Raw genomic sequence first — 19,460 nt, forward strand, 5'->3', positions numbered from 1 at the left:
CGCTGGAATAGGGGGCGTAGGGTCTTCGTTGTGGACAGTGAACGAAGTTGAGTTGATTCGACTCAACTTGTTTGCAACACTCGGCGGCAGCAGCCGCCAGGGCGGCGCAGACCACAGTCTTCCGGGGCTCCCCGGATTCCACATACACACAGCTTCAACAAGCGGAGGTAGCAAAGATGGCACGTGCCGTCGGTATCGACCTCGGGACCACCAACTCGGTCGTCTCGGTTCTGGAGGGTGGCGAGGCCACCGTCATCGCGAATGCCGAAGGCGCCCGTACGACGCCTTCTGTGGTCGCGTTCAGCAAGTCCGGTGAGGTGCTGGTCGGCGAGGTCGCCAAGCGCCAGGCCGTCACCAACGTGGACCGCACGATCCGTTCGGTCAAGCGTCACATGGGCACCGACTGGAAGGTGTCCATCGACGACAAGGACTTCACGCCGCAGCAGATCAGCGCGTTCGTCCTGCAGAAGCTCAAGCGCGACGCCGAGGCCTACCTCGGTGAGACGGTGACCGACGCGGTCATCACCGTCCCGGCCTACTTCTCCGACGCGCAGCGCCAGGCCACCAAGGAGGCCGGTGAGATCGCGGGCCTCAACGTCTCCCGCATCGTGAACGAGCCCACCGCCGCGGCGCTGGCCTACGGCCTCGACAAGGGCGACGACCAGACCATCCTCGTCTTCGACCTCGGTGGCGGCACGTTCGACGTGTCCCTGCTCGAGATCGGTGAGGGTGTCGTCGAGGTCAAGGCGACCTCCGGTGACAACCACCTCGGTGGTGACGACTGGGACAACGCGATCGTCAAGTGGATGGTCGAGAAGTTCAAGGCCGCCAACGGCGTCGACCTGGCCGCCGACAAGATCGCCGCTCAGCGCCTCCAGGAGGCCGCCGAGAAGGCGAAGATCGAGCTCTCCTCGAGCCAGAACACCTCGATCCACCTGCCCTACATCACCCACGGTGAGTCCGGCCCCCTCCACTTCGAGGAGACCATGACCCGGGCGGAGTTCCAGAAGATCACCGCCGACCTGCTCGACCGCACCAAGAAGCCGTTCGAGTCCGTCCTCAAGGACGCCGGCGTCGCCCTCAAGGACATCGACCACGTCGTCCTGGTCGGCGGCTCGACCCGGATGCCGGCCGTGACCGACCTGGTCAAGAGCCTGCTCGGTGGCAAGGAGCCCAACAAGGGCGTCAACCCCGATGAGGTCGTCGCCGTCGGTGCCGCGCTGCAGGCCGGCGTGCTGAAGGGCGAGGTCAAGGACGTACTGCTCCTCGACGTCACCCCGCTGAGCCTCGGCATCGAGACCAAGGGCGGTGTCTTCACCACCCTGATCGAGCGCAACACCACCATCCCGACCAAGCGCTCCGAGATCTTCACCACGGCTGACGACAACCAGCCGAGCGTCGAGATCAAGGTCGCCCAGGGCGAGCGCCCGATGTGGTCGGAGAACCAGCCGCTGGGCAACTTCGAGCTCACCGGCCTCCCGCCGGCGCCGCGTGGCGTGCCGAAGATCGAGGTCGCCTTCGACATCGACGCCAACGGCATCGTGCACGTCTCCGCCAAGGACCAGGCCTCGGGCCGCGAGCAGTCCATGACGATCTCCGGCGGCTCCGCGCTGTCGAAGGACGACATCGACCGCATGGTCAAGGAGGCGGAGCAGTACGCCGAGGAGGACGCCAAGCGTCGCGAGTCCATCGAGATCCGCAACCAGGGTGACAGCCTCGTCTACACCACCGAGAAGTTCATCACCGACTCCGGCGACAAGGTCCCGGACGACGTGAAGACCGAGGTGCAGGCCGACCTGGACGCCCTGAAGAAGGTCCTCGAGGACACCGAGGCCGACAAGGACGCCATCCAGACCGCGATCACCAAGCTCGGTGAGTCCTCGCAGAAGATGGGTGCGGCCATGTACGCCGCGGCCGAGGCCGAGCAGTCCGCTGCCGGTGGTGCCACCGGTGCGACCGGTGAGGCCGACGACGACGTCGTCGACGCCGAGATCGTCGACGAGCCCGTCGAGGGTGAAGAGGGCGACAAGAAGTGACGAAGCGCCGCCCCGGCGGGGCGGAGGAGGCCGTCGAGGAGACGACCTCCGAGGCCCCGCCGCCCGAGACCGACGAGGAGTCGACCGAGGGCTCCGAGGTGGACGCTCCTGAGGGCGACGCCTTGGACTCGGACGACGCCGCCGACGCTGCATCCGACGAGGATGGCTCCGCCGAAGAGGCGGAGGACAAGGCGGACGAGGCAGACGACGAGGAGGACGTGATCGAGGACGACAGCGAGGTGGACTTCATGGGCGATGCCGCCGACGAGGTCGACAAGCGGGTCGCCGAGCTGACCACGGACCTGCAGCGTCTCCAGGCCGAGTACGTCAACTACAAGAGGCGGGTCGACCGTGACCGCGAGCTGGTCTCGCAGAACGCGACCTACAAGGTGCTCGCTCCGATCGTCGAGGTGCTCGACACCATCGACCGTGCCCGCGAGCACGACGAGGTCGACGGCGGCTTCAAGGCCGTCGCCGACCAGCTCGAGAAGATCGTGACCAACCTGGGTCTGAAGAAGTTCGGCGAGCCGGGCGACGTCTTCGATCCCAACCGTCACGAGGCGCTCAGCCACATGGGCACCGACCCGGAGGTCGAGGAGACCTCGGTCAAGCTGGTCGCCAAGGCCGGTTACATGATCGGCGACCGGGTGGTCAGGGCCGCGCAGGTCCTGGTCGTCGACCCGGAGTGACCCGGAGTGACAACCATGGGTGGCCGGGGCTGTCGAGAGATCGACAGCCCCGGCCACCGAGAAGAAGGGAGGAGGGGCTAGGTGGCTGAGAACGACGGGATCCGGCCGGACTGGATCAACAAGGACTACTACGCCGAGCTGGGTGTCAAGAAGGACGCCTCGGGCGACGACATCAAGAAGGCCTATCGCAAGCTCGCGCGGGCCAACCACCCCGACTCCAACCCGGGCGACGACGCCAAGCACGAGAAGTTCAAGAAGGTCGCCGAGGCCTACGACGTCATCGGCGACACCGAGAAGCGCAAGAAGTACGACGAGGTACGCACCCTCGGCGCCTCGGGCGGGTTCCCTGGTGGCTTCGGCGGCACGGGTGGCGGTCGCGGCTACAACTTCGACGACCTCTTCGGCGCCGGTGGTGCCCAGGGCGGTGGCCTCGGCGACATGTTCGGCGACCTCTTCGGTGGTGCCGGTGGTGCCGGTGGGGGCTTCGGTGGGCGGCGTACGACCCCGAGGGCTCGGCCGCTCAAGGGCGCCGACGTCGAGACCAGCGCCACGATCGGGTTCACCGACGCGCTCGACGGCGTGACCATCTCGCTGCGGCTGACCTCGGACGCCGCCTGTCCCGACTGCAACGGCACCGGAGGCAAGCCCGGCACCAAGCCGCGGGTCTGCCCCGAGTGTGAGGGCGCAGGCTACGTCGTCAACTCCGTCGGCGGCGCGTTCTCGATGAACGAGACCTGCCCGCGCTGCGGTGGCCGCCAGCTGATCTACGACGAGGCCTGCCCGACCTGCCACGGCTCCGGCCGCGGCACCTCCGCGCGCACCATCCAGGCGCGCATCCCGGCCGGCGTCAAGGACCGTCAGCGGATCCGGCTCAAGGGCAAGGGTGCCGCCGGTGAGAACGGCGGCCCGGCCGGTGACCTCTACGTCACCGTGCACGTCACGCCCCACCGCGTCTTCGGTCGCAAGGACGACAACCTCACCATCGACGTACCGGTCGGGTTCGACGAGCTCGCCCTCGGCGCCGAGGCCAAGCTGCCGACGCTGTCCGGCTCGCCGGTGACGCTGCGGATCCCCGCCGGGACCCCCAACGGGCGTACGTTCCGGGTCCGCGGCAAGGGGTTCCGTCGCTCGGACGGCACCGTGGGCGACCTGCTCGCGACCGTCGAGGTGCAGATCCCGGCCGTGCTCGACGCCGACGCAAAGGCCGCCGTCGAGGCTTATCGGTCCGCGATGGCCGGCAAGCCCCTGCGTACGTCTCTTCTCGAGGAGTGATGATGAGTGACGGATTCGGCAGCCCGGCGCCGGATGCGGCGGTCTACGTGATCAGCGTCGCCGCGGAGCTGACTGGGCTGCATCCGCAGACGCTGCGTACCTATGAGCGGATGGGCCTGATCACCCCCGGTCGCACCGGGGGCGGCGGGCGGCGCTACTCCTTCCACGACATCGAGCTGCTGCGCTCGATCGCGGACCTGACCGCGGCCGGCATCGGCATCGAGGGGGTGCGTCGCATCCTCGCTCTCGAGCAGCACGTCGACGCCCTGCGCCGACGCAACGAGGAACTGCTGCACGAGCTGGCCGCGACCCGCGAGGCGCTCGCCCAGGCGAGGGCGGCGGCGCCCGAACCGAAGGGGCCCACCAACAGGCTTCCTGCGGTTCGCCAGGCCCCGCCAGGACAGGCGATCGTGGTCTGGCGGCGCCAGCAGCAGGGCTAAACGGCCCTACTGATCGCTTGACAGATTTGTTGGGGAGTTGTGGATTTCGGGTAAAACCGATGTTGGTGCGATGCCCGCATACTGATGAGTAAGCCGCGGGTGTCGGACCAACCCCCATATGGTCGGGGCACACGCGGCGGACCCGGTGGAGCCGACCCGAGACGGACCCACCGGGTCCTTCCAATTTTCAAGGTCGGTGGTCGTTGGAATACCCGGTTAACCGGGTATTCCTGCACTTCTCTGGCAATGCAACACCTGAGAAGTGCAGGAATTGCCTGTTTCCTGTGACAGATGTGGCGCCCGGTGCGAGCGTCGCCCTGGACCGAACCCAGGTGATCGGGCAGGATCTGAAGTGACGCCTGCGCGCAGCGCGGGCGAGATATCTCCCAGCTCGGTGACTCTCGGCGCGCCTCTGTGTTGATCGGTGCAGTCTCCGGATAGCGGGAGACTCACTGACCGAAATACGAGGGGTCCCGTGTCTAGCGTCGTCGACGTGCTCTCCGGGTGGGACATCGACTGGTTCGAGTTCTGGTCGGTCCCGATCTTCACCGCTGTGATCGGCTGGCTCATCAACTGGTCGGGGCTGTGGATGCTCTTCTCCCCGATCCATTTCCACGGGATCACCGTGCCGGGGCTCAAGCAGATCGCCGGCTCGCTGCCGCGCAAGGTCCAGGAGATCCCGGGCATCCTGCGCGGCGGGCTCGGCTGGCAGGGGATCGTGCCGGCACGGGCCGCGAAGATGGGCTCGATCGCCGTCGACCGGGCGCTGTCGCAGATGGCGACCGCCCGCGACTTCTACGAGCAGCTCGAGCCGGACAAGATCGCCGCCCACATCGTCGACGTCTTCCGTCCCGAGATCCCGCTGCTCGTCGACGAGATCATGTGGCGTGAGCATCCCCGGTTCTGGCGCGATCTGCCGCGCCCGCTGCGTACGGTCGTGATCCAGCGGGTCCAGGACCGGCTCCCCGAAGTCGTCGGTGCCGTGACCGTCGAGATCGGCAACCACATCGACCAGATCTTCGACCCGAAGATCATGGTGATCGAGAACTTCGAGAAGGATCCCTCGATCATCGTGCGGATCTTCAAGGACTTCGGGGCCCGTGAGCTGCGGATGATGGTCGTCTTCGGGGCGATCTTCGGCTTCCTGCTCGGCATCCCGGTCGCCGTCGTCGACCAGGCCTTCCACATCTGGTGGCTGCTGCCGATCCTCGGTGTACTGGTCGGCTGGACGACCAACCTGCTCGGCATGCTGCTCATCTTCGAGCCCGCCGAGCCCAGGCGGATCGGGCCGTTCAAGATCCAGGCGCTCTTCGCCCGGCGGCAGTGGCAGGCCTCCGACGTCTACGGCAAGCACATCGCCCAGGACGTGATCACGCTCGAGCACATCGGGGAGCACCTCCTCAACGGGCCATCCGGCGACCGCACCCGGCAGATGCTCGCGGCGGCCCTCGAGCCGGCGGTCAACGCCGCGGTCGGACCGGCGTACGGCGCGGTCCGGGTCGCGGTCGGGACCAGGAGGTTCGACGCGATCCGGTCCTCGGTCGCCGAGCAGGCCGTCGACTACACGCTCACCCCGCTGCGCGACGCCGCCTTCAGCCAGCAGCAGTCGTGCAACATCCGCCGGCTGATCGCCGACCGGTGCCGTGCGCTGCCCCCGAAGACCTTCGTTGAGATGATGAGAGCCGCGATCAAGGAGGACGAGTGGCTGCTCTACGCCCATGGGGCGATCATGGGGCTGGCGGGCGGGTTTCTGCACGTCGCAGTCTTCGAATGGTGGAACGTGTTGTGAGCGCCCTCCACATCAACACCGAGCCGGAGGCCCGTCGACCACGCTCGATCGAGCCGCCCGAAGAGCTCGTCGAGGGCCGGGAGGGGATGCACCGCATGCCCACGCCGGCCCCGAGCGGCGGTCTCGTCGACGATGCGATGGAGGCCCTCCCGGGCCTGCTTCGGATCTCCGCGGTCACGGTCGTCCACACCGCGGGCTGGGGGCTGAGGACGTACGCCCGAGGGGTGGGGCGGGTCGCGAAGGCGGTCGTCGATCCCGACGAGGCGGTCCGGCTCACCGAGGACGTGGCGACCAACGCCCGCCAGGTGACCGCCCTCGCGAAACGGGTCGCCACGGGCAACCCGGTCACGGGTCTGCTGGAGCGGTTCGCGCTGCCGGCCGCCGAGAGCGCGCGGGCTGCGATGGAGGGTCGCGCCGCGCGGGTCAACGGAGTCGCCCCGGGCACGGAACCCGACCGACTGCGGCGGACCGGCGAGGAGCTGCTGCGCCGCTCGCGTGACGTATGGGACGAGAACGAGCGCCATCCGGCCTTCGTGTCGATCCTCAACGAGCTGGCCCCCGACGAGGCCCGCATCCTGGTGCTGATGCTCAAGGACGGCCCACAGCCGGCCGTCGACGTGGTCGAGGGCGGCCTGATCGGACACCTTCGCGGGGCTCGGATGATCGCCCGGGGACTGACCATGATCGGAGCGCAAGCCAGCGTGCGCTACCCGTCGCTGGTGCCGCAGTACCTCAACAACCTGACCCGGCTCGGTCTGGTCTGGCAGTCCGAGGACCCGGTCAGCGAGCTGATCCGCTACCAGGTGGTCGAGGCGCAACCCGACGTACTCGCGGCTCTGCACGCCAAGGGTGGTGCCCGGATCAAGCGGCGCTCGATCCACCTGACCCCGTTCGGGCAGGACTTCGCCCGGGCTTGCTTCGCCGACGTCGAGGATCTCGACCGGCTGCCGAGCCATGAGATCCCGCCCGGCGCCGCGACGGAGGCCTCAACCGAATAGCAGACGCTTCAGGGTGTTTGCGTTCGCCTGTGGGTAGGGTACGCATACTGACGGTCTGTAACTCTGGCGGAAGGAGCTCGGATGTCGCCGGAGTGGCAGGACTCGCTGGTCAGCTGGTTCGAGGACTGGGCTGCCCACGTCCACTGGCTCTCGCTGATCACCATCCCGATCTTCACCGGGGTGATCGGCTGGCTGATCAACTGGTCGGGCCTCTACATGCTCTTCTCCCCGCTCTCCTTCAAGGGGTTCCAGGTGCCCGGGCTGCGCGAGCTGACCAGGGTGCTGCCGCACAAGCTGCAAGAGGTCCCGGGCTTCGCCCAGGGCGGGATCGGCTGGCAGGGCATCATCCCCGCACGGGCCGCGAAGATGGGCTCGATCGCCGTCGACAAGGCGATCGCCAAGCTCGGCACGCCCAGCGACTTCTACCAGCAGCTCGGCCCCTCGGAGATCGCCACGCACATCGTGGAGACCTTCCGCCCGGAGGTGCCCGAGCTGGTCGAACAGATCATGATGCGCGAGCACCCCCGGCTCTGGCGCGACCTGCCGCGGCCGGTCAAGGACGCGATCGCCGTCCGGGTGCAGGCGCAGCTCCCCTCGATCGTGCACAAGGTCACCGACGACATCGGCGTACACATCGACCAGCTGCTCGACCCGAAGCTGATGGTCATCGACCACTTCCGCAAGAACCCCGCCCTGGTGGTCAGGATCTTCCGTGACTTCGGGCAGCGCGAGCTCAACCTGATGGTCGCCTTCGGGTTCATCTTCGGCTTCCTGCTCGGTATCCCGGTGGCGCTGATCGACCAGACCTTCCACGTCTGGTGGCTGCTTCCCGTGCTCGGCGTGGTCGTCGGCTGGGTGACCAACCTGCTCGGCATGTGGCTGATCTTCGAGCCCGCCGAGCCGCGACGAATCCTGGGGATCAAGGTGCAGGGTCTCTTCCCGCGCCGCCAGGAGCAGGCCGCGGAGGTCTACGCCGACATCATCGCCACCGACGTGATCACGCTCGAGCGGATCGGCGACTTCCTGCTCGACGGCCCCCGCGGCGACGCCACCCGCAAGCTGCTGATCAACGCGCTGATGCCCGCGGTGGACCGGGCGGCCGGTCCCTACCGCGGTGCGGTGCGGATAGCGCTCGGCTCGGAGCGGTTCGACCGGATCAGCACCTCGGTGGCCAACGAGGCGGCGGATCGTACGCTGGTGCCGTTCCGCGATCCCGGCTTCAGCCGTCACCAGGCGGACAAGATCCGTGACCTGGTCGCGCGGCGCACCAAGGAGCTCCCGCCGGGCGACTTCGTGGACATGATGAGGTCAGCGATCAAGGAGGACGAATGGATGCTCTACGCCCACGGCGCGATCATGGGACTCGCGGGCGGCTTCCTTCACCTTCTAATCTTTCCGACATGAGTCTCCTCGGCAAGGTCATCCCGACCGCCTCCGCCGTGGCCGGCACCGCTCCCGGTCTGGCGAGGGTGGCCGCGGGGGCTGCCTGGCACACGGCCGGGTGGGGACTGCGCACCTCCGGCCGCGCCGGGATCCGGGTCGCCCGGGCGATGGTCGACCAGGACGTACGCGTGGGGCTGGTGCGGGAGACGGCCGAGGCGGTGGGCATCGTCGCCGGCACCGCGGCCCGGATCATCATGCCCGGCACCAACCAGGTGATGGAGCTCTCCGATGCCGACTACGAGGCCGCCGGTCGCGATGTCGTGCTCGCCCGCACGCGGGAGGCCGAGGCGTCCCAGGACTCCCTGCCGGTCCTGCGCCGACGAGGGGCCGAGCTGCTCGACCGCTCCCGCGACGTCTGGGCCGATGAGCAGGGGCACCCGGCGTATGGCCGGATCCTCGACGAGCTCGCGCCTGACGAGGCGCGGATGCTGCTCTACCTGCTTCAGGCCGGGCCGCAGCCCTCGGTCGACATTCGCACCGGTGGGCCGGCAGGGCTCGTCGGCAGCGCCATGATCGCGCCCGGTCTCAACATGATCGCGGGGCGCAGCGGCGTGCGTTATCCCGACCGGGTGCCGGCCTATCTCAACAACCTGTTCCGGCTCGGGCTGGTGTGGTTCTCCAAGGAGCCGCTGCCAGACCCGTTGGAGTACCAGGTCCTCGAGGCCCAGCCCGACGTGCTCGGCGCGCTGCACTCGGTGAAGTTCGCCAAGATCGTGCGCCGCTCGGTGCACCTGACGCCGTTCGGCGAGGCCTTCTGTCGCACCACGCTGGTGGACGAGGTCTCGGCCGAGGCCACCTTCCCGCAGCATCAGGCTCCGGTCACAGGCGGGGCGGATCTGCCGAAGGCGTAGCGATCGCCTCGGCGAGCTTCGTGAACTCAGGGTCGACGGTCTGCGGTGACACATCAGCGTCGCGTTCGAGCATGACCCCGGGGAGCCGGCGCCCGGCGTACGCCTCGACCGCGGTCGCGAGCAGCGACAGCACCGGCGCAGGCATCGGGTGGGCGTGGGTGTCGATGTAGAGGCCCTCGCGCTCGGTGCCGCCGGCGACGTGCATGTATGCGACCGCGTCGAGCGGGAAGCGGGCCAGATCGGCGACGGGGTCGGAGCCACGGGCGACCGCGGAGGCGTAGAGGTTGGCGACATCGAGGACGAGGTGTACGCCGGTGCGCTCGACTAGCTCGGTGAGGAAGTCGGGCTCGCTGATGGTGTCCTCGGGCCAGGTGAAGGTGGCGGCGATGTTCTCGACCGCGAGCGGCACCGGCAGCTGGCCCTGCGCGATCCGGACGTTGTCGATCAGCACGTCGAGCGAGTCCTTCGTGCGCGGTGGCGGCAGCAGGTGGCCCGCTTCCAGGACGTCGCCGTGCAGCGGGTCGGCGGAGTCGCTCGCCCGCACGAACGCGACGTGCTCGGAGACGAACGGGCTGTCCAGGACCTCGGCGAGCTCGGCCAGCCGGGTGAGGCGGTCCGCCGCCGGGTGGGCGGCGCCGGCCAGGCCGAGGGTGACGCCGTGCGCGATGACCGGGACGCCGAGATCCAGGACGGCCTGCGGGACCCGCGCCGGTGCGGTGTTCTCCGCGACCACCTCGGTGAACCCGAGACGGCCGGAGGCGGCGTACGTCTGGAGGAGCTCGGCGATCGCGGGGTGCCATGCCACTGCGATGCCGGAGACCGATGGGTTCACAGGGTGAAGTGTGGCGGATCGAACGCGGCCGGTGTGGGCCCTTCCGGTATTCTGAACACCTGTTCTCCGATCTTCAAGCAACCCTCGCCGGTCCTGGCTCGAGGCCCGGGTAGGAGCCCCCATCTTGGCGCGCAAAGTCGTTCGTTCCCTCCCCTTTCATCGCGTCGTGATGCGGTTCGCGGCTCTCATCGGCGTCGCCGCGGTGACCGGGCTGGTCGCCTCCGGCATGGCGGTCCCGTTCATCCACCTGACCGGCGTCGCGGCCAAGTCCGGCGCCCAGGCGATCGACGAGCTGCCCCTCGACATCGACATGGGCGAGCTGTCGCAGACGACCCGCATCCTGGATGTGCACGGCAAGGTGATCACGACCCTCTACGACCAGAACCGGTCCTACAAGGCGCTCGACCAGATCTCGCCCAACATGCCGAAGGCGCTGCTCGCGATCGAGGACAGCCGCTTCTACGAGCACGGCGCGATGGACCTCAAGGGCACGCTTCGGGCGCTGCTGCGCAACTCGGCCTCCGAGTCGGGCTCGGTGCAGGGCGGCTCGTCGATCACCCAGCAGCTGGTCAAGACGACTCTCGTCTACAGGGCCGACACCGACGAGGAGCGGGCCGCCGCGACCGAGAAGTCCACGGCCCGCAAGATCCGCGAGCTCCGCTACGCGATCTGGCTCGAGGAGAACCACGACAAGGACTGGATCCTCGAGCGCTACCTCAACGCGGCCTACTTCGGTGACTCCGCCTACGGGGTCCAGGCTGCCGCGAAGCACTACTTCGGCGTCGACGCCGCCGACCTGACCTGGGGCCAGGCCTCGATGCTGGCCGGGATGGTGAAGAACCCGACCGGCTACGACCCGACCGACTACCCAGACGCCACGGTGGCGCGCCGCAACCTGGTGCTCGAGCGGCTGGCCCAGGTCGGCGACTTGCCGCGGGCCGACGCGGAGAAGCTCAAGGAGAGCGAGCTGGGGCTCAACGTCCAGGACAGCCGAAACGGCTGCTTCGGATCCTCGGCTGAGTTCTTCTGCGACTACGCGCTGCAGTGGCTGCTCGCCGACAAGTCGCTGGGCGAGACCGAGGCCGAGCGCTGGCGGCTGCTCCAGACCGGCGGCCTGACCATCAGGACGACCCTCGACGCGAGCTTCCAGAAGGCGGCGCAGCGGTCGGTGAGCGGCCGCGTCTCGCCCACCGACAACGCCGTCGGCGCCCTGGCGATGGTCGAGCCCGGCACCGGCAACGTCAAGGCGCTCGCGCAGTCGCGGCCGATGGGCGAGAACCGGAAGAAGGGCGAGTCCTACCTGAACTACCTGGTGCCCAAGGAGTACGGCGACGCCAACGGCTTCCAGGCAGGCTCGACCTTCAAGGTCTTCGTCGGCGCCGCGGCGATCGAGAAGGGCTTCCCGCTCAGGCAGGAGATCCCGTCGCCGGCCAAGAGGACGTTCAACCAGGGGTCCTTCGCCAACTGCCCCGGCGAGGGCAACTTCAGCTCCAACCCCTACCCAGTCGGCAACTCGACCACCTCGGGCAACAAGAACCTCTACACCGGCACCCGCGAGTCGGTGAACACCTTCTACGTCCGGCTCGAGCAGTTCACCGGCGTCTGCGCCCCCTACGCGCTCGCGAAGAAGATGGGTGTCAGCCTGACCGATCCCGCCCACGAGCGGGTGCCGTCCTTCACCCTCGGCCCGGTCGATGTCAGCCCGCTGGAGATGGCCGAGGCGTACGCGACGTTCGGTGCTCGCGGCAAGCACTGCGACTCGCGTCCGGTGACCGAGATCGTCGGCCCCGACGGGAAGACGATGAAGGAGTACGCCTCCTCGTGCGAGCAGGTGATGCGTACTGGCACCGCCGATGCGATGAACGACATCCTCCGCGGCGTGCTGCAGCCGGGAGGGTTCGGGCAGCGGCTCGCGCTGGGCGTGCCGTCCGCAGGCAAGACCGGGACCACCAACAGCAACCGCGCGGTGTGGTTCAACGGCTACACGCCCAAGCTGGCGACCGCTTCGATGATCGCCGGCGCCAACTACGAGGGCAAGTGGGTCTCCCTCAACGGGCAGCGCCTGCGCGGCGGGTACGTCGCCTCGGCGTCGGGCTCGACCGTCGCCGGCCCGATGTGGGCCGACGCGATGCGGGCGATCGACGGCAAGCTGGGCTCCGCGAGCTTCGTACGTCCCGGAGCCAGCGTCGTCAACGGCAAGGGTGTCAAGATCCCGAAGGTCGAGGGGCTCTCCGTCGCCCGGGCCACCGCCCGGCTCAAGGCGGCCGGGTTCAAGCCGGTCGTCGGCAAGCGGGTCAAGTCACGCTGGAAGGCGGGCACGGTCGTCGGGACGGTTCCCGGAAGCCGGGCGATCAAGGGCGCGACGGTCGAGATGCTCGTGTCGAAGTGGCGCGGGTGACGGTGGGATGTTCACCGAGGTAGCTCGGTGAACATTCAGGCGGCCACGCGTGCCCGAGCTGCCTCGACCGCCTCGCGGAAGGCGCGGGTGACGTAGTCGGGGACGGGTAGGCCGCGGTCGCGGGCCCAGAGGAGCTCCTGCTCGACCCTGGCCACGTCGGCGGCGAGGTCGCGGCCTTCGTGATCGACACCCAGGGTCTCCATGACGTCGCCGAAGTCGGCGAGCTGGGTGACGTTGTTGACCCCGACGGGGGCGAAGGAGATCCGGCGCAGGCGTCGGACCAGCCACTTCTGCCAGGCGGCGAGCGTGGCCCAGTGGGCGCGGGCGGAGAGCTGGTAGAAGGCGTAGTGGCCCGGCTCCTGGCGCTTGATCGGCGCGATGACGGTGTCGGCGACGGCGTGCTCGCCGGTCTCGATGACCCCGTCGTGGAGCAGGTTGTAGGCGATCACCGCGGAGCGTTCGGTGGCCATGCCGGTCAGGTAGTAGAGCATCCGGCAGACGTCCTGGAACGGCTCCAGGTGAGCCAGCAGGCCGAGCACCTTCAGCTTCAGGCCGACGTGGTCCAGGTCGGTGGTCGCCGGCGGGCGGCCGAGGATCTGCTGGAGGCGGTCGAGGATCAGTCCGTGCTGGATCTCCTGCGGCTGCCACACCTCGGCGTAGAACTGCTTGTCGACCTCGGGTGGGTTGGGGAGCATGGTCGAGATCTCGAGTACGTTGCGGTCGACCTCGAGCTCGACCCGCGCCATGTAGTCGAGCACATGGCCGAAGCGAGCCCCGAAGCCTGCCGGGTCGTTCACGGTGAAGTCGACCGAGTCCATCGGGATCGGTGGGTGCTCCTCGCCGAGGCGCGCGACATGAGCAACGAGACGGTCGGTATCGGTCAGCATCGAGGCGGCTCCCGGTGGGGTGTCAGCAGCGTCTCCCAGTGTGCCCGCACTGAGTGGCCTTGTAACGCGATTTACCGTGAACGAGGGGTGTTGGCCCCGACACTTTTCGTGCGCCGGCTCGACCAGCGGGGGAGAGCGATGGTCGAGAGGGTGCGAGGGGAGGGCGCGCCGAGGCCAACACGGTTGGGGCCGAGTCTCAGGACGTGCTCGCGGAAGCCTCCGGGCCGGCGGACTCGGTGGCCGTCTCGGTCGCGGTCGGGGTCTCCGACGGAGCCTCGGTCGGGGTCTCGGTGGGTGTCGGCTCCTCGGTGGGTGTTTCGGAGGGTGTTTCGGTCGGTGTCTCCGTGGGCGTCTCGGTGGGCGTCTCGGTCGGTGACCCCGTGGGGGAGCCGCTCGGGTCCGGGCCCGAGGTGGGCGACGGGACGACGGACCCGTCATCGCCGGGGGAGCCCGACGGCGAGGGGGAGGAGGGCGTGGTCGAGCCGCCGCTGGGCGTACCGGTGTCCGTCCCGCCCGAGGGTGAGCCGCCCGAGCGCCGGGGCGGCTGGGCGCTGGGCGAGGCGCCGGAGAGCGGCTCGAGGTCGGAGGCGGAGGTGACCGGGATCTGCGCGGCAGGCAGGACGACATCGGTCGGTGCCTCGAAGGTCCCGAGCCGATAGCCGTCGGCGATCTGCAGGACCGCCGAGACGTACGCCTCGCTGTGGTTGTAGCGCAGCACCGCCGAGCGCTGCCCGGCCTCGGTGGACAGGTCGGCGGAGCCGGAGCACAGGTAGACCGCGGCGGCGAGCGCGGCGTCGTCGACGTCCTGCGGGTCGCGGCGCCCGTCGCCGTCGGCGTCGACCCCGACGTCGGACCAGGTCGACGGGATGAACTGCATCGGCCCGACCGCGCGGTCGTAGACGAGGTCGCGATCGTAGGTGCCGCCGTCGGTGTCGAGGATGCGTGCGGTCCCGGCGGCCCCGGTGAGAGGTACGCCGAAGATCCCGGGCGTCGCGACCCCGGAAGCGGACAGCGTGTTACCCCCGGCACGGCCGTGGTCGGACTCGACCCGCCCGATGGCGGCGATCAGCGACCAGTCGAGATGACAGCCCGGGTCGGCGTCGGCCAGCACCGTCGCGGCGCGCTGGTAGGCGGAGAGCGCGGTCTCGGGGATGACGCCGGCGGCCGCCTCGGCGGCGAACCCGGCAGGCTTGGCTGCGAGGGTGGGACTGACCTTGGGGATGGGCTTGACCGCGGAGACGCTCACCGGTGGCAGCAGCTCATGAGTCGGCACCTCGACCGGCACCTGGCGCACGCTGGCCGTGGCGTCGATGGGCCGGCCCTCCTGGATCGCATGGATCGTCCAGGCGGCGGTGGCGGCGGCGACGGGCAGCGCAGCTGCCTTGAACAGCAGACCGGGTCGTGGGGTCATCCTCGGTCACATCCTCGGGTCGGGCGGGGTGGGGCGATGTCACCGATCCAGCCATCATGTGAGCCCCGCCACAACGGGCTGGGCGCGATCCGGGCCGAGAATCCCCGAAACTACTCACGTACGTGACAAGTTTCCGGTCCTCGACACCGGAATCGCCGCGGCCACGGCCGCGGTCACCAGGCAGAGCAGCGCGCACCCCGCGGCGAGCAGGACCGAGCCGGCGCCCAGGATCGTCAGCACCGCCCCGACCACCGCAGGCACCAGTGCGACGGGCCCGGCCCAACGGCGCCCCACGACAGCCCCGCGAGCGAGCGAGATCAGCTCGGCGACGCGCCGGACGTCGAGATCCGCCAGCCGTACGCCGGAGCTCCCGCCCACGGCCAGGTCGGCCGCCGCCTGGGCCTCGGCGTCCTCGGGGCGAGCGCTCACGAAGGCGACCACCCGTCCCTGCTCCTGCAGCTCGGCGACGAGCCGCTCCCGCTTCTCGGGGGCGATCTCGGAGTGCCACCGCTCGATCCCGCAGGTCTCGGCGAGGTGCTCGGTCTCGCGGTCGGTGTCGTCGGAGACCAGCACCGGCGTCACGCCCGCCGCCGTCAGCCGTGACACCGACGCGCCCGCGTCTTCGCGCGGCTGGTCGCCGACCACGACATAGCCCAGCGGCCGACCGTCGAGCTCGACGCCGAGGACGGTGCCGCGGTCGGTGCGCTCGGCCATGCCGACCCAGGACGGCCGCCCGACGCGTACCGGATGCCGGTCCACCGACCCCCGCACCCCTGATCCGGAAACGACACCGAAGTCGGTCACCTTGCCCCGCGGCGAGAGCCGGGCGACCGCGCGGGCGAGCGGGCCCTCGGCCTCGTGCTCCAGCGCTCCCGCGAACCAGCGCAGGTTGCGCAGGTGGTCGGGGTCGAGCGGGTCGACGGTGGTCACCACGAGCCGCCCGGTGGTCACCGTCCCCCACCGGTCGAGCACCACGGTGTCGACTCTGGCAGCGAGCGCCCAGGAGGACCGCGGCACCGACTCGATCCCGTGCCGGCGCCCGGCCCAGCCCGCGACGATGTGCGGGAAGGCCGACCCCAGGACGTACGCGACGACAGCACCGGCCATGAGAACGATCACTTCCACCATGAGCGGCTCCAAGTCAGCCGGTCTGCTGCTGGTAGCGGTCGAAGTCGCTCTGGTCGCCGGCGACCCACAGCGGCACGCTCGCCTTGAGCAGCAGCAGGAGCTGGGTGACGAACTCGGGGTCGCGCAGGGACTCCCCGAAGAGCTCGTTGATCCGCTTCCAGCGGTAGCGGATCGTCTGCGGGTGTACGCCGAGGACCGCCGCGATCGCCGGGGCGCTCTCCCGGGTCTCGAGCCAGACCAGCAGGGTCTCGGTGAGGATCTCGCGGGAGTTGGCCGACTCGGCCAGCAGCGGCTCGAGCAGCTCCTGGGCGAGCTGGCGGCGCATCACCGGCTCGGCGTGGAGCCAGATCTCGGTGCGGTAGGCGAGGCAGTCGATGACCGGCTTGGCCGGGATCACCCGGGCGTTGACCAGCGCCAGGGCGCGGTTGGCCCAGCGCCAGGCGGCGGGTACGTCCTCGGGTGGCACGGGCCAGCAGATCGAGACCCGCGCCTTGGGGGCCGCCGCCCGGACCTCCTTGGTCACCGCCTCGGTGTCGCGAGGCGGGCACATCACCACCTGGGTCGGCTCGCGGCGACGGGTGAGGGCGGTGGCGGACAGAGCGTCGGACGGGATCCGGCCGCCGTCTCGCAGCTCGACCGCCATCACGGTCACCTTCTCGGGCAGTGCCCAGTCGCCCAACGCTGCCTGCACCTCGATCTCGTCGGCGGAGGCCCCCGACAGCATCCGGTCGATCAGCCGCGCCCGGGCGACGTCGTTGTCCTGGTCCCGAGCCTCGGTGCCGGCCTCGAAGCCCTTGCTGACCTGCGAGGTCAGGTGGTCGACGTACGTCGTCATCATCTCGTTGAGCGCGTTCAGGGCCGCGGCGGAGAGCTCGTTCTCGACCGCCCGGCGCCGCAGCTCGTCCCAGAGCTCGGTCGTGGCCATGTCGATGCCCTGGTCGACGATGGCCCGGTCCTGGCCCAGTGCGGCGACCTTGAAACCGACCTTGCGGAAGTGGTCGTCGATCGCGATGTAGGGCGCCGAACGCCCGAGGCCCAGGTCGATGAAGTGCGACATCGCGCCGTGCACAGCGGTGAAGATGAGCTCCTCGAAGCCCTCGGTCTCAGCCGGCAGCCCCTCGCGCAGGTGACGGGTGATCTTGCGCGCGATCGGCCGCACCTCGCTCTCGAGGCTCTTCAGCATCCACACGGCGGAACCGGGTAGACCGGGGGACTGCTGGGTCTGCGTCATCTCGTGCTCCGTCGCACGTCAAACTCCTTCGTCCAACATGCCCGAGAAGGTGTCGACCACCATGGCACGTCTTTGCCAAGCCTGCCCCCGAATTGCGGTACGACTGTTCCACCAAGCGGGCCGAACGGCGTGAGTGCGCCAGATCCAGTCGGCCGATTTGTCATGCGCGTGACAAATCAGGGCACTCATTTGATGCCTGAGCGAATTTACTCTCCCGTGTGATCAGTGCCACACGTACTGTCCCGATCGTCGACGCACCCCACAACGGCAGAACAGGGAGGTCCCGCGATGGGCGGAACCGTGGAGGTCACCGGGCTCACCAAGAGCTTCGGGTCCCAGAACATCTGGAGCGACGTGACCCTCACGTTGCCGCAGGGCGAGATCACCGCGCTGCTGGGGCCCTCAGGCACCGGGAAGTCGGTGTTCCTGAAGTCGCTGATGGGGCTGCTGCGGCCGGAGGCCGGCGCCTGCCTGGTCGACGGGGTCGACATGGTGAAGGCGCGCGAGTCGCAGCGGCAGGAGCTGCGCAAGCGGTTCGGGGTGCTCTTCCAGGACGGTGCGCTCTTCGGCTCGATGAGCGTCTTCGACAACGTCGCCTTCCCGCTGCGTGCGCACACCAAGAAGCGCGAGTCGGAGATCCGGCAGATCACCAACGACAAGCTCGACCTGGTCGGGCTGCTCGGCCAGGAGCACAAGCTGCCAGGCGAGATCTCCGGCGGGATGCGCAAGCGCGCCGGCCTGGCCCGCTCGCTGGTCACCGAGCCCTCGATCATCCTGTGCGACGAGCCCGACTCGGGGCTCGACCCGGTGCGTACGGCCAACCTGGCCCAGCTGCTGGTCGACGTCAACGCGGCCACCGACGCCACGATGCTGGTGGTCACCCACAACATCGAGCTGGCACGTACGCTGCCGGACAACCTCGGCATGCTCTACCGCCGCCGCCTGGTGATGTACGGCCCGCGCGAGGAGTTCCTGCTCACCGACCACCCGGTCGTCTCCCAGTTCATGAGCGGCGACCCGATCGGGCCGATCGGGATGAGCGAGGAGACCGACCACGGGGTCAACGACGACTACGTCGAGGGCGAGGCCTACTACCCGTCGGGCGGCGTGGCGACCGTACGCGCCGGCGCTCGCGCCATCGAGGTGCTGCCGCGCCAGCTCGCCCCCGCCAACGGCTCCCCGCGGGCCGCGGTCGAGCGGCACGGCGCTCGGGTCGCGAGCGGTGCGGCGACGCTCTACACCGCTGATGACGACGACGTTGACCGAGCACCGAGGACGAAGGTCAAGGACCCGGTCAGCCGGGGGCTCGACCAGGTCGGGGCGCTCTTCGCGCTGGGTCTGGACACCTTCCGGGCGGCGTTCCGCAGGCCGTTCGCGGCCCGCGAGCTGCTCGACCAGTTCTGGTTCGTCACCTCGATCTCCTGGATCCCGGCGATGCTGGTCGCTATCCCGTTCGGAGCGGTGATCGCGCTGCAGCTCGGCACGCTGACGGTGCAGATCGGGGCGCAGTCGTTCACCGGCGCCGCCTCGGTGCTCGCCGTCGTGCAGCAGGCAGCCCCGATCGTGACCTCGCTGGTGATCGCGGGGGCCGGCGGAGCGGCGATCTGCGCCGATCTGGGATCCCGGACGATCCGCGACGAGATCGACGCGATGCGGGTGATCGCGGTCGATCCGATCCAGGCGCTCGTGGTGCCACGCGTGCTCGCCTGCGTGCTCGCGGCGGTGCTGCTCAACGGCCTGGTCAGCGTCGTCGGCGTCCTGGGCGGCTACTTCTTCAACGTCATCATCCAGGGCGGGACGCCCGGGGCGTACCTCTCCTCCTTCACCGCCCTCGCCCAGCTCTCCGACCTGTGGGTGGGCGAGCTCAAGGCGGTGCTCTTCGGGCTCATCGCCGGCCTCGTCGCCGCCTACCAGGGGCTCAACACCAAGCCCGGGCCGAAGGGGGTGGGGGAGGCGGTCAACCAGTCGGTCGTCGTCACCTTCCTGCTCCTCTTCTTCGTCAACTTCGTGATCACGACGCTCTATCTCGAGCTCGTCCCCGGGAAGGGGGCCTGA

Annotated in this window: 15 protein-coding genes and 1 pseudogene; 11 read left to right on the forward strand and 5 right to left on the reverse strand. The window is 69.3% G+C overall.

Translation table 11 applies throughout. The features are described from left to right. Positions 1–176 precede the first annotated feature (176 nt). The 8 genes from dnaK to ABZU72_RS04510 all read left to right on the forward strand — a co-directional run bounded on the left by dnaK (position 177) and on the right by ABZU72_RS04510 (position 9,518). Positions 177–2,036 (forward strand): molecular chaperone DnaK, encoded by a 1,860-nt coding sequence (dnaK, locus tag ABZU72_RS04475; protein WP_355017701.1) that lies wholly within the window; start codon positions 177–179, stop codon positions 2,034–2,036. Next, positions 2,033–2,725, forward strand: a complete 693-nt coding sequence (gene grpE, locus ABZU72_RS04480; protein ID WP_355017702.1) for a nucleotide exchange factor GrpE — start codon at positions 2,033–2,035, stop codon at positions 2,723–2,725. Before dnaK ends, grpE begins: the two co-directional genes overlap by 4 nt. Positions 2,726–2,806: 81 nt before the next feature. Then, positions 2,807–3,997 (forward strand): DnaJ C-terminal domain-containing protein, encoded by a 1,191-nt coding sequence (locus tag ABZU72_RS04485; protein WP_355017703.1) that lies wholly within the window; start codon positions 2,807–2,809, stop codon positions 3,995–3,997. A 2-nt stretch (positions 3,998–3,999) separates the two neighbouring features. Then, positions 4,000–4,437, forward strand: coding sequence for a MerR family transcriptional regulator (locus ABZU72_RS04490; RefSeq protein ID WP_355017704.1), 438 nt, complete (start codon positions 4,000–4,002; stop codon positions 4,435–4,437). Positions 4,438–4,912: 475 nt separating this feature from the next. Next, positions 4,913–6,226 (forward strand): hypothetical protein, encoded by a 1,314-nt coding sequence (locus tag ABZU72_RS04495; protein ID WP_355017705.1) that lies wholly within the window; start codon positions 4,913–4,915, stop codon positions 6,224–6,226. Next, the gene (locus ABZU72_RS04500; RefSeq protein WP_355017706.1) at positions 6,223–7,224 is read left to right on the forward strand and encodes an Abi-alpha family protein; all 1,002 of its coding nucleotides are present in this window, start codon (positions 6,223–6,225) and stop codon (positions 7,222–7,224) included. Before ABZU72_RS04495 ends, ABZU72_RS04500 begins: the two co-directional genes overlap by 4 nt. Before the next feature lie 81 nt (positions 7,225–7,305). Further along, the gene (locus ABZU72_RS04505) at positions 7,306–8,628 is read left to right on the forward strand and encodes a hypothetical protein (protein ID WP_355017707.1); all 1,323 of its coding nucleotides are present in this window, start codon (positions 7,306–7,308) and stop codon (positions 8,626–8,628) included. Further along, a complete protein-coding gene (locus tag ABZU72_RS04510) occupies positions 8,625–9,518 on the forward strand; it encodes an Abi-alpha family protein (RefSeq protein WP_355017708.1) in 894 nt (297 codons plus the stop codon). Before ABZU72_RS04505 ends, ABZU72_RS04510 begins: the two co-directional genes overlap by 4 nt. On the opposite strand, the gene ABZU72_RS04515 is transcribed toward ABZU72_RS04510, so the two are convergent. After that, a complete protein-coding gene (locus ABZU72_RS04515) occupies positions 9,487–10,350 on the reverse strand; it encodes a DUF692 family multinuclear iron-containing protein (RefSeq protein ID WP_355017709.1) in 864 nt (287 codons plus the stop codon). The genes ABZU72_RS04510 and ABZU72_RS04515 overlap by 32 nt on opposite strands. Positions 10,351–10,519: 169 nt before the next feature. Between ABZU72_RS04515 and ABZU72_RS04520 the strand changes: the two genes are divergently transcribed. Next, a complete protein-coding gene (locus ABZU72_RS04520) occupies positions 10,520–12,748 on the forward strand; it encodes a transglycosylase domain-containing protein (protein ID WP_355017729.1) in 2,229 nt (742 codons plus the stop codon). Between the two features lie 35 nt (positions 12,749–12,783). Here the strand turns inward: ABZU72_RS04520 and ABZU72_RS04525 are convergent, their stop codons facing one another. The 4 genes from ABZU72_RS04525 to ABZU72_RS04540 form a co-directional block, all read right to left on the reverse strand. Next, positions 12,784–13,635, reverse strand: a complete 852-nt coding sequence (locus tag ABZU72_RS04525) for a GTP-binding protein LepA (protein ID WP_355017710.1) — start codon at positions 13,633–13,635, stop codon at positions 12,784–12,786. A gap of 196 nt (positions 13,636–13,831) precedes the next feature. Further along, a complete protein-coding gene (locus tag ABZU72_RS04530; protein WP_355017711.1) occupies positions 13,832–15,046 on the reverse strand; it encodes a lytic murein transglycosylase in 1,215 nt (404 codons plus the stop codon). A gap of 114 nt (positions 15,047–15,160) precedes the next feature. Beyond that, the gene (locus ABZU72_RS04535) at positions 15,161–16,174 is read right to left on the reverse strand and encodes an HAD family hydrolase (RefSeq protein ID WP_355017712.1); all 1,014 of its coding nucleotides are present in this window, start codon (positions 16,172–16,174) and stop codon (positions 15,161–15,163) included. Between the two features lie 13 nt (positions 16,175–16,187). After that, a complete protein-coding gene (locus ABZU72_RS04540) occupies positions 16,188–17,405 on the reverse strand; it encodes a helix-turn-helix domain-containing protein (protein ID WP_355017713.1) in 1,218 nt (405 codons plus the stop codon). A gap of 288 nt (positions 17,406–17,693) precedes the next feature. On the opposite strand from ABZU72_RS04540, the pseudogene ABZU72_RS04545 reads away from it, so the two are divergent. Together ABZU72_RS04545 and ABZU72_RS04550 are read left to right on the forward strand one after the other, a co-directional pair. Then, a pseudogene (locus tag ABZU72_RS04545) lies at positions 17,694–18,182 on the forward strand (ATP-binding cassette domain-containing protein); the annotation flags it as partial. 555 nt (positions 18,183–18,737) lie between these two features. Then, on the forward strand, positions 18,738–19,460 hold the full coding sequence (locus ABZU72_RS04550) for an ABC transporter permease (RefSeq protein WP_355017730.1): 723 nt from the start codon (positions 18,738–18,740) through the stop codon (positions 19,458–19,460).

The organism is Nocardioides sp. NPDC004968 (assembly GCF_040608935.1).
Classification (GTDB): Bacteria; Actinomycetota; Actinomycetes; order Propionibacteriales; family Nocardioidaceae; genus Nocardioides.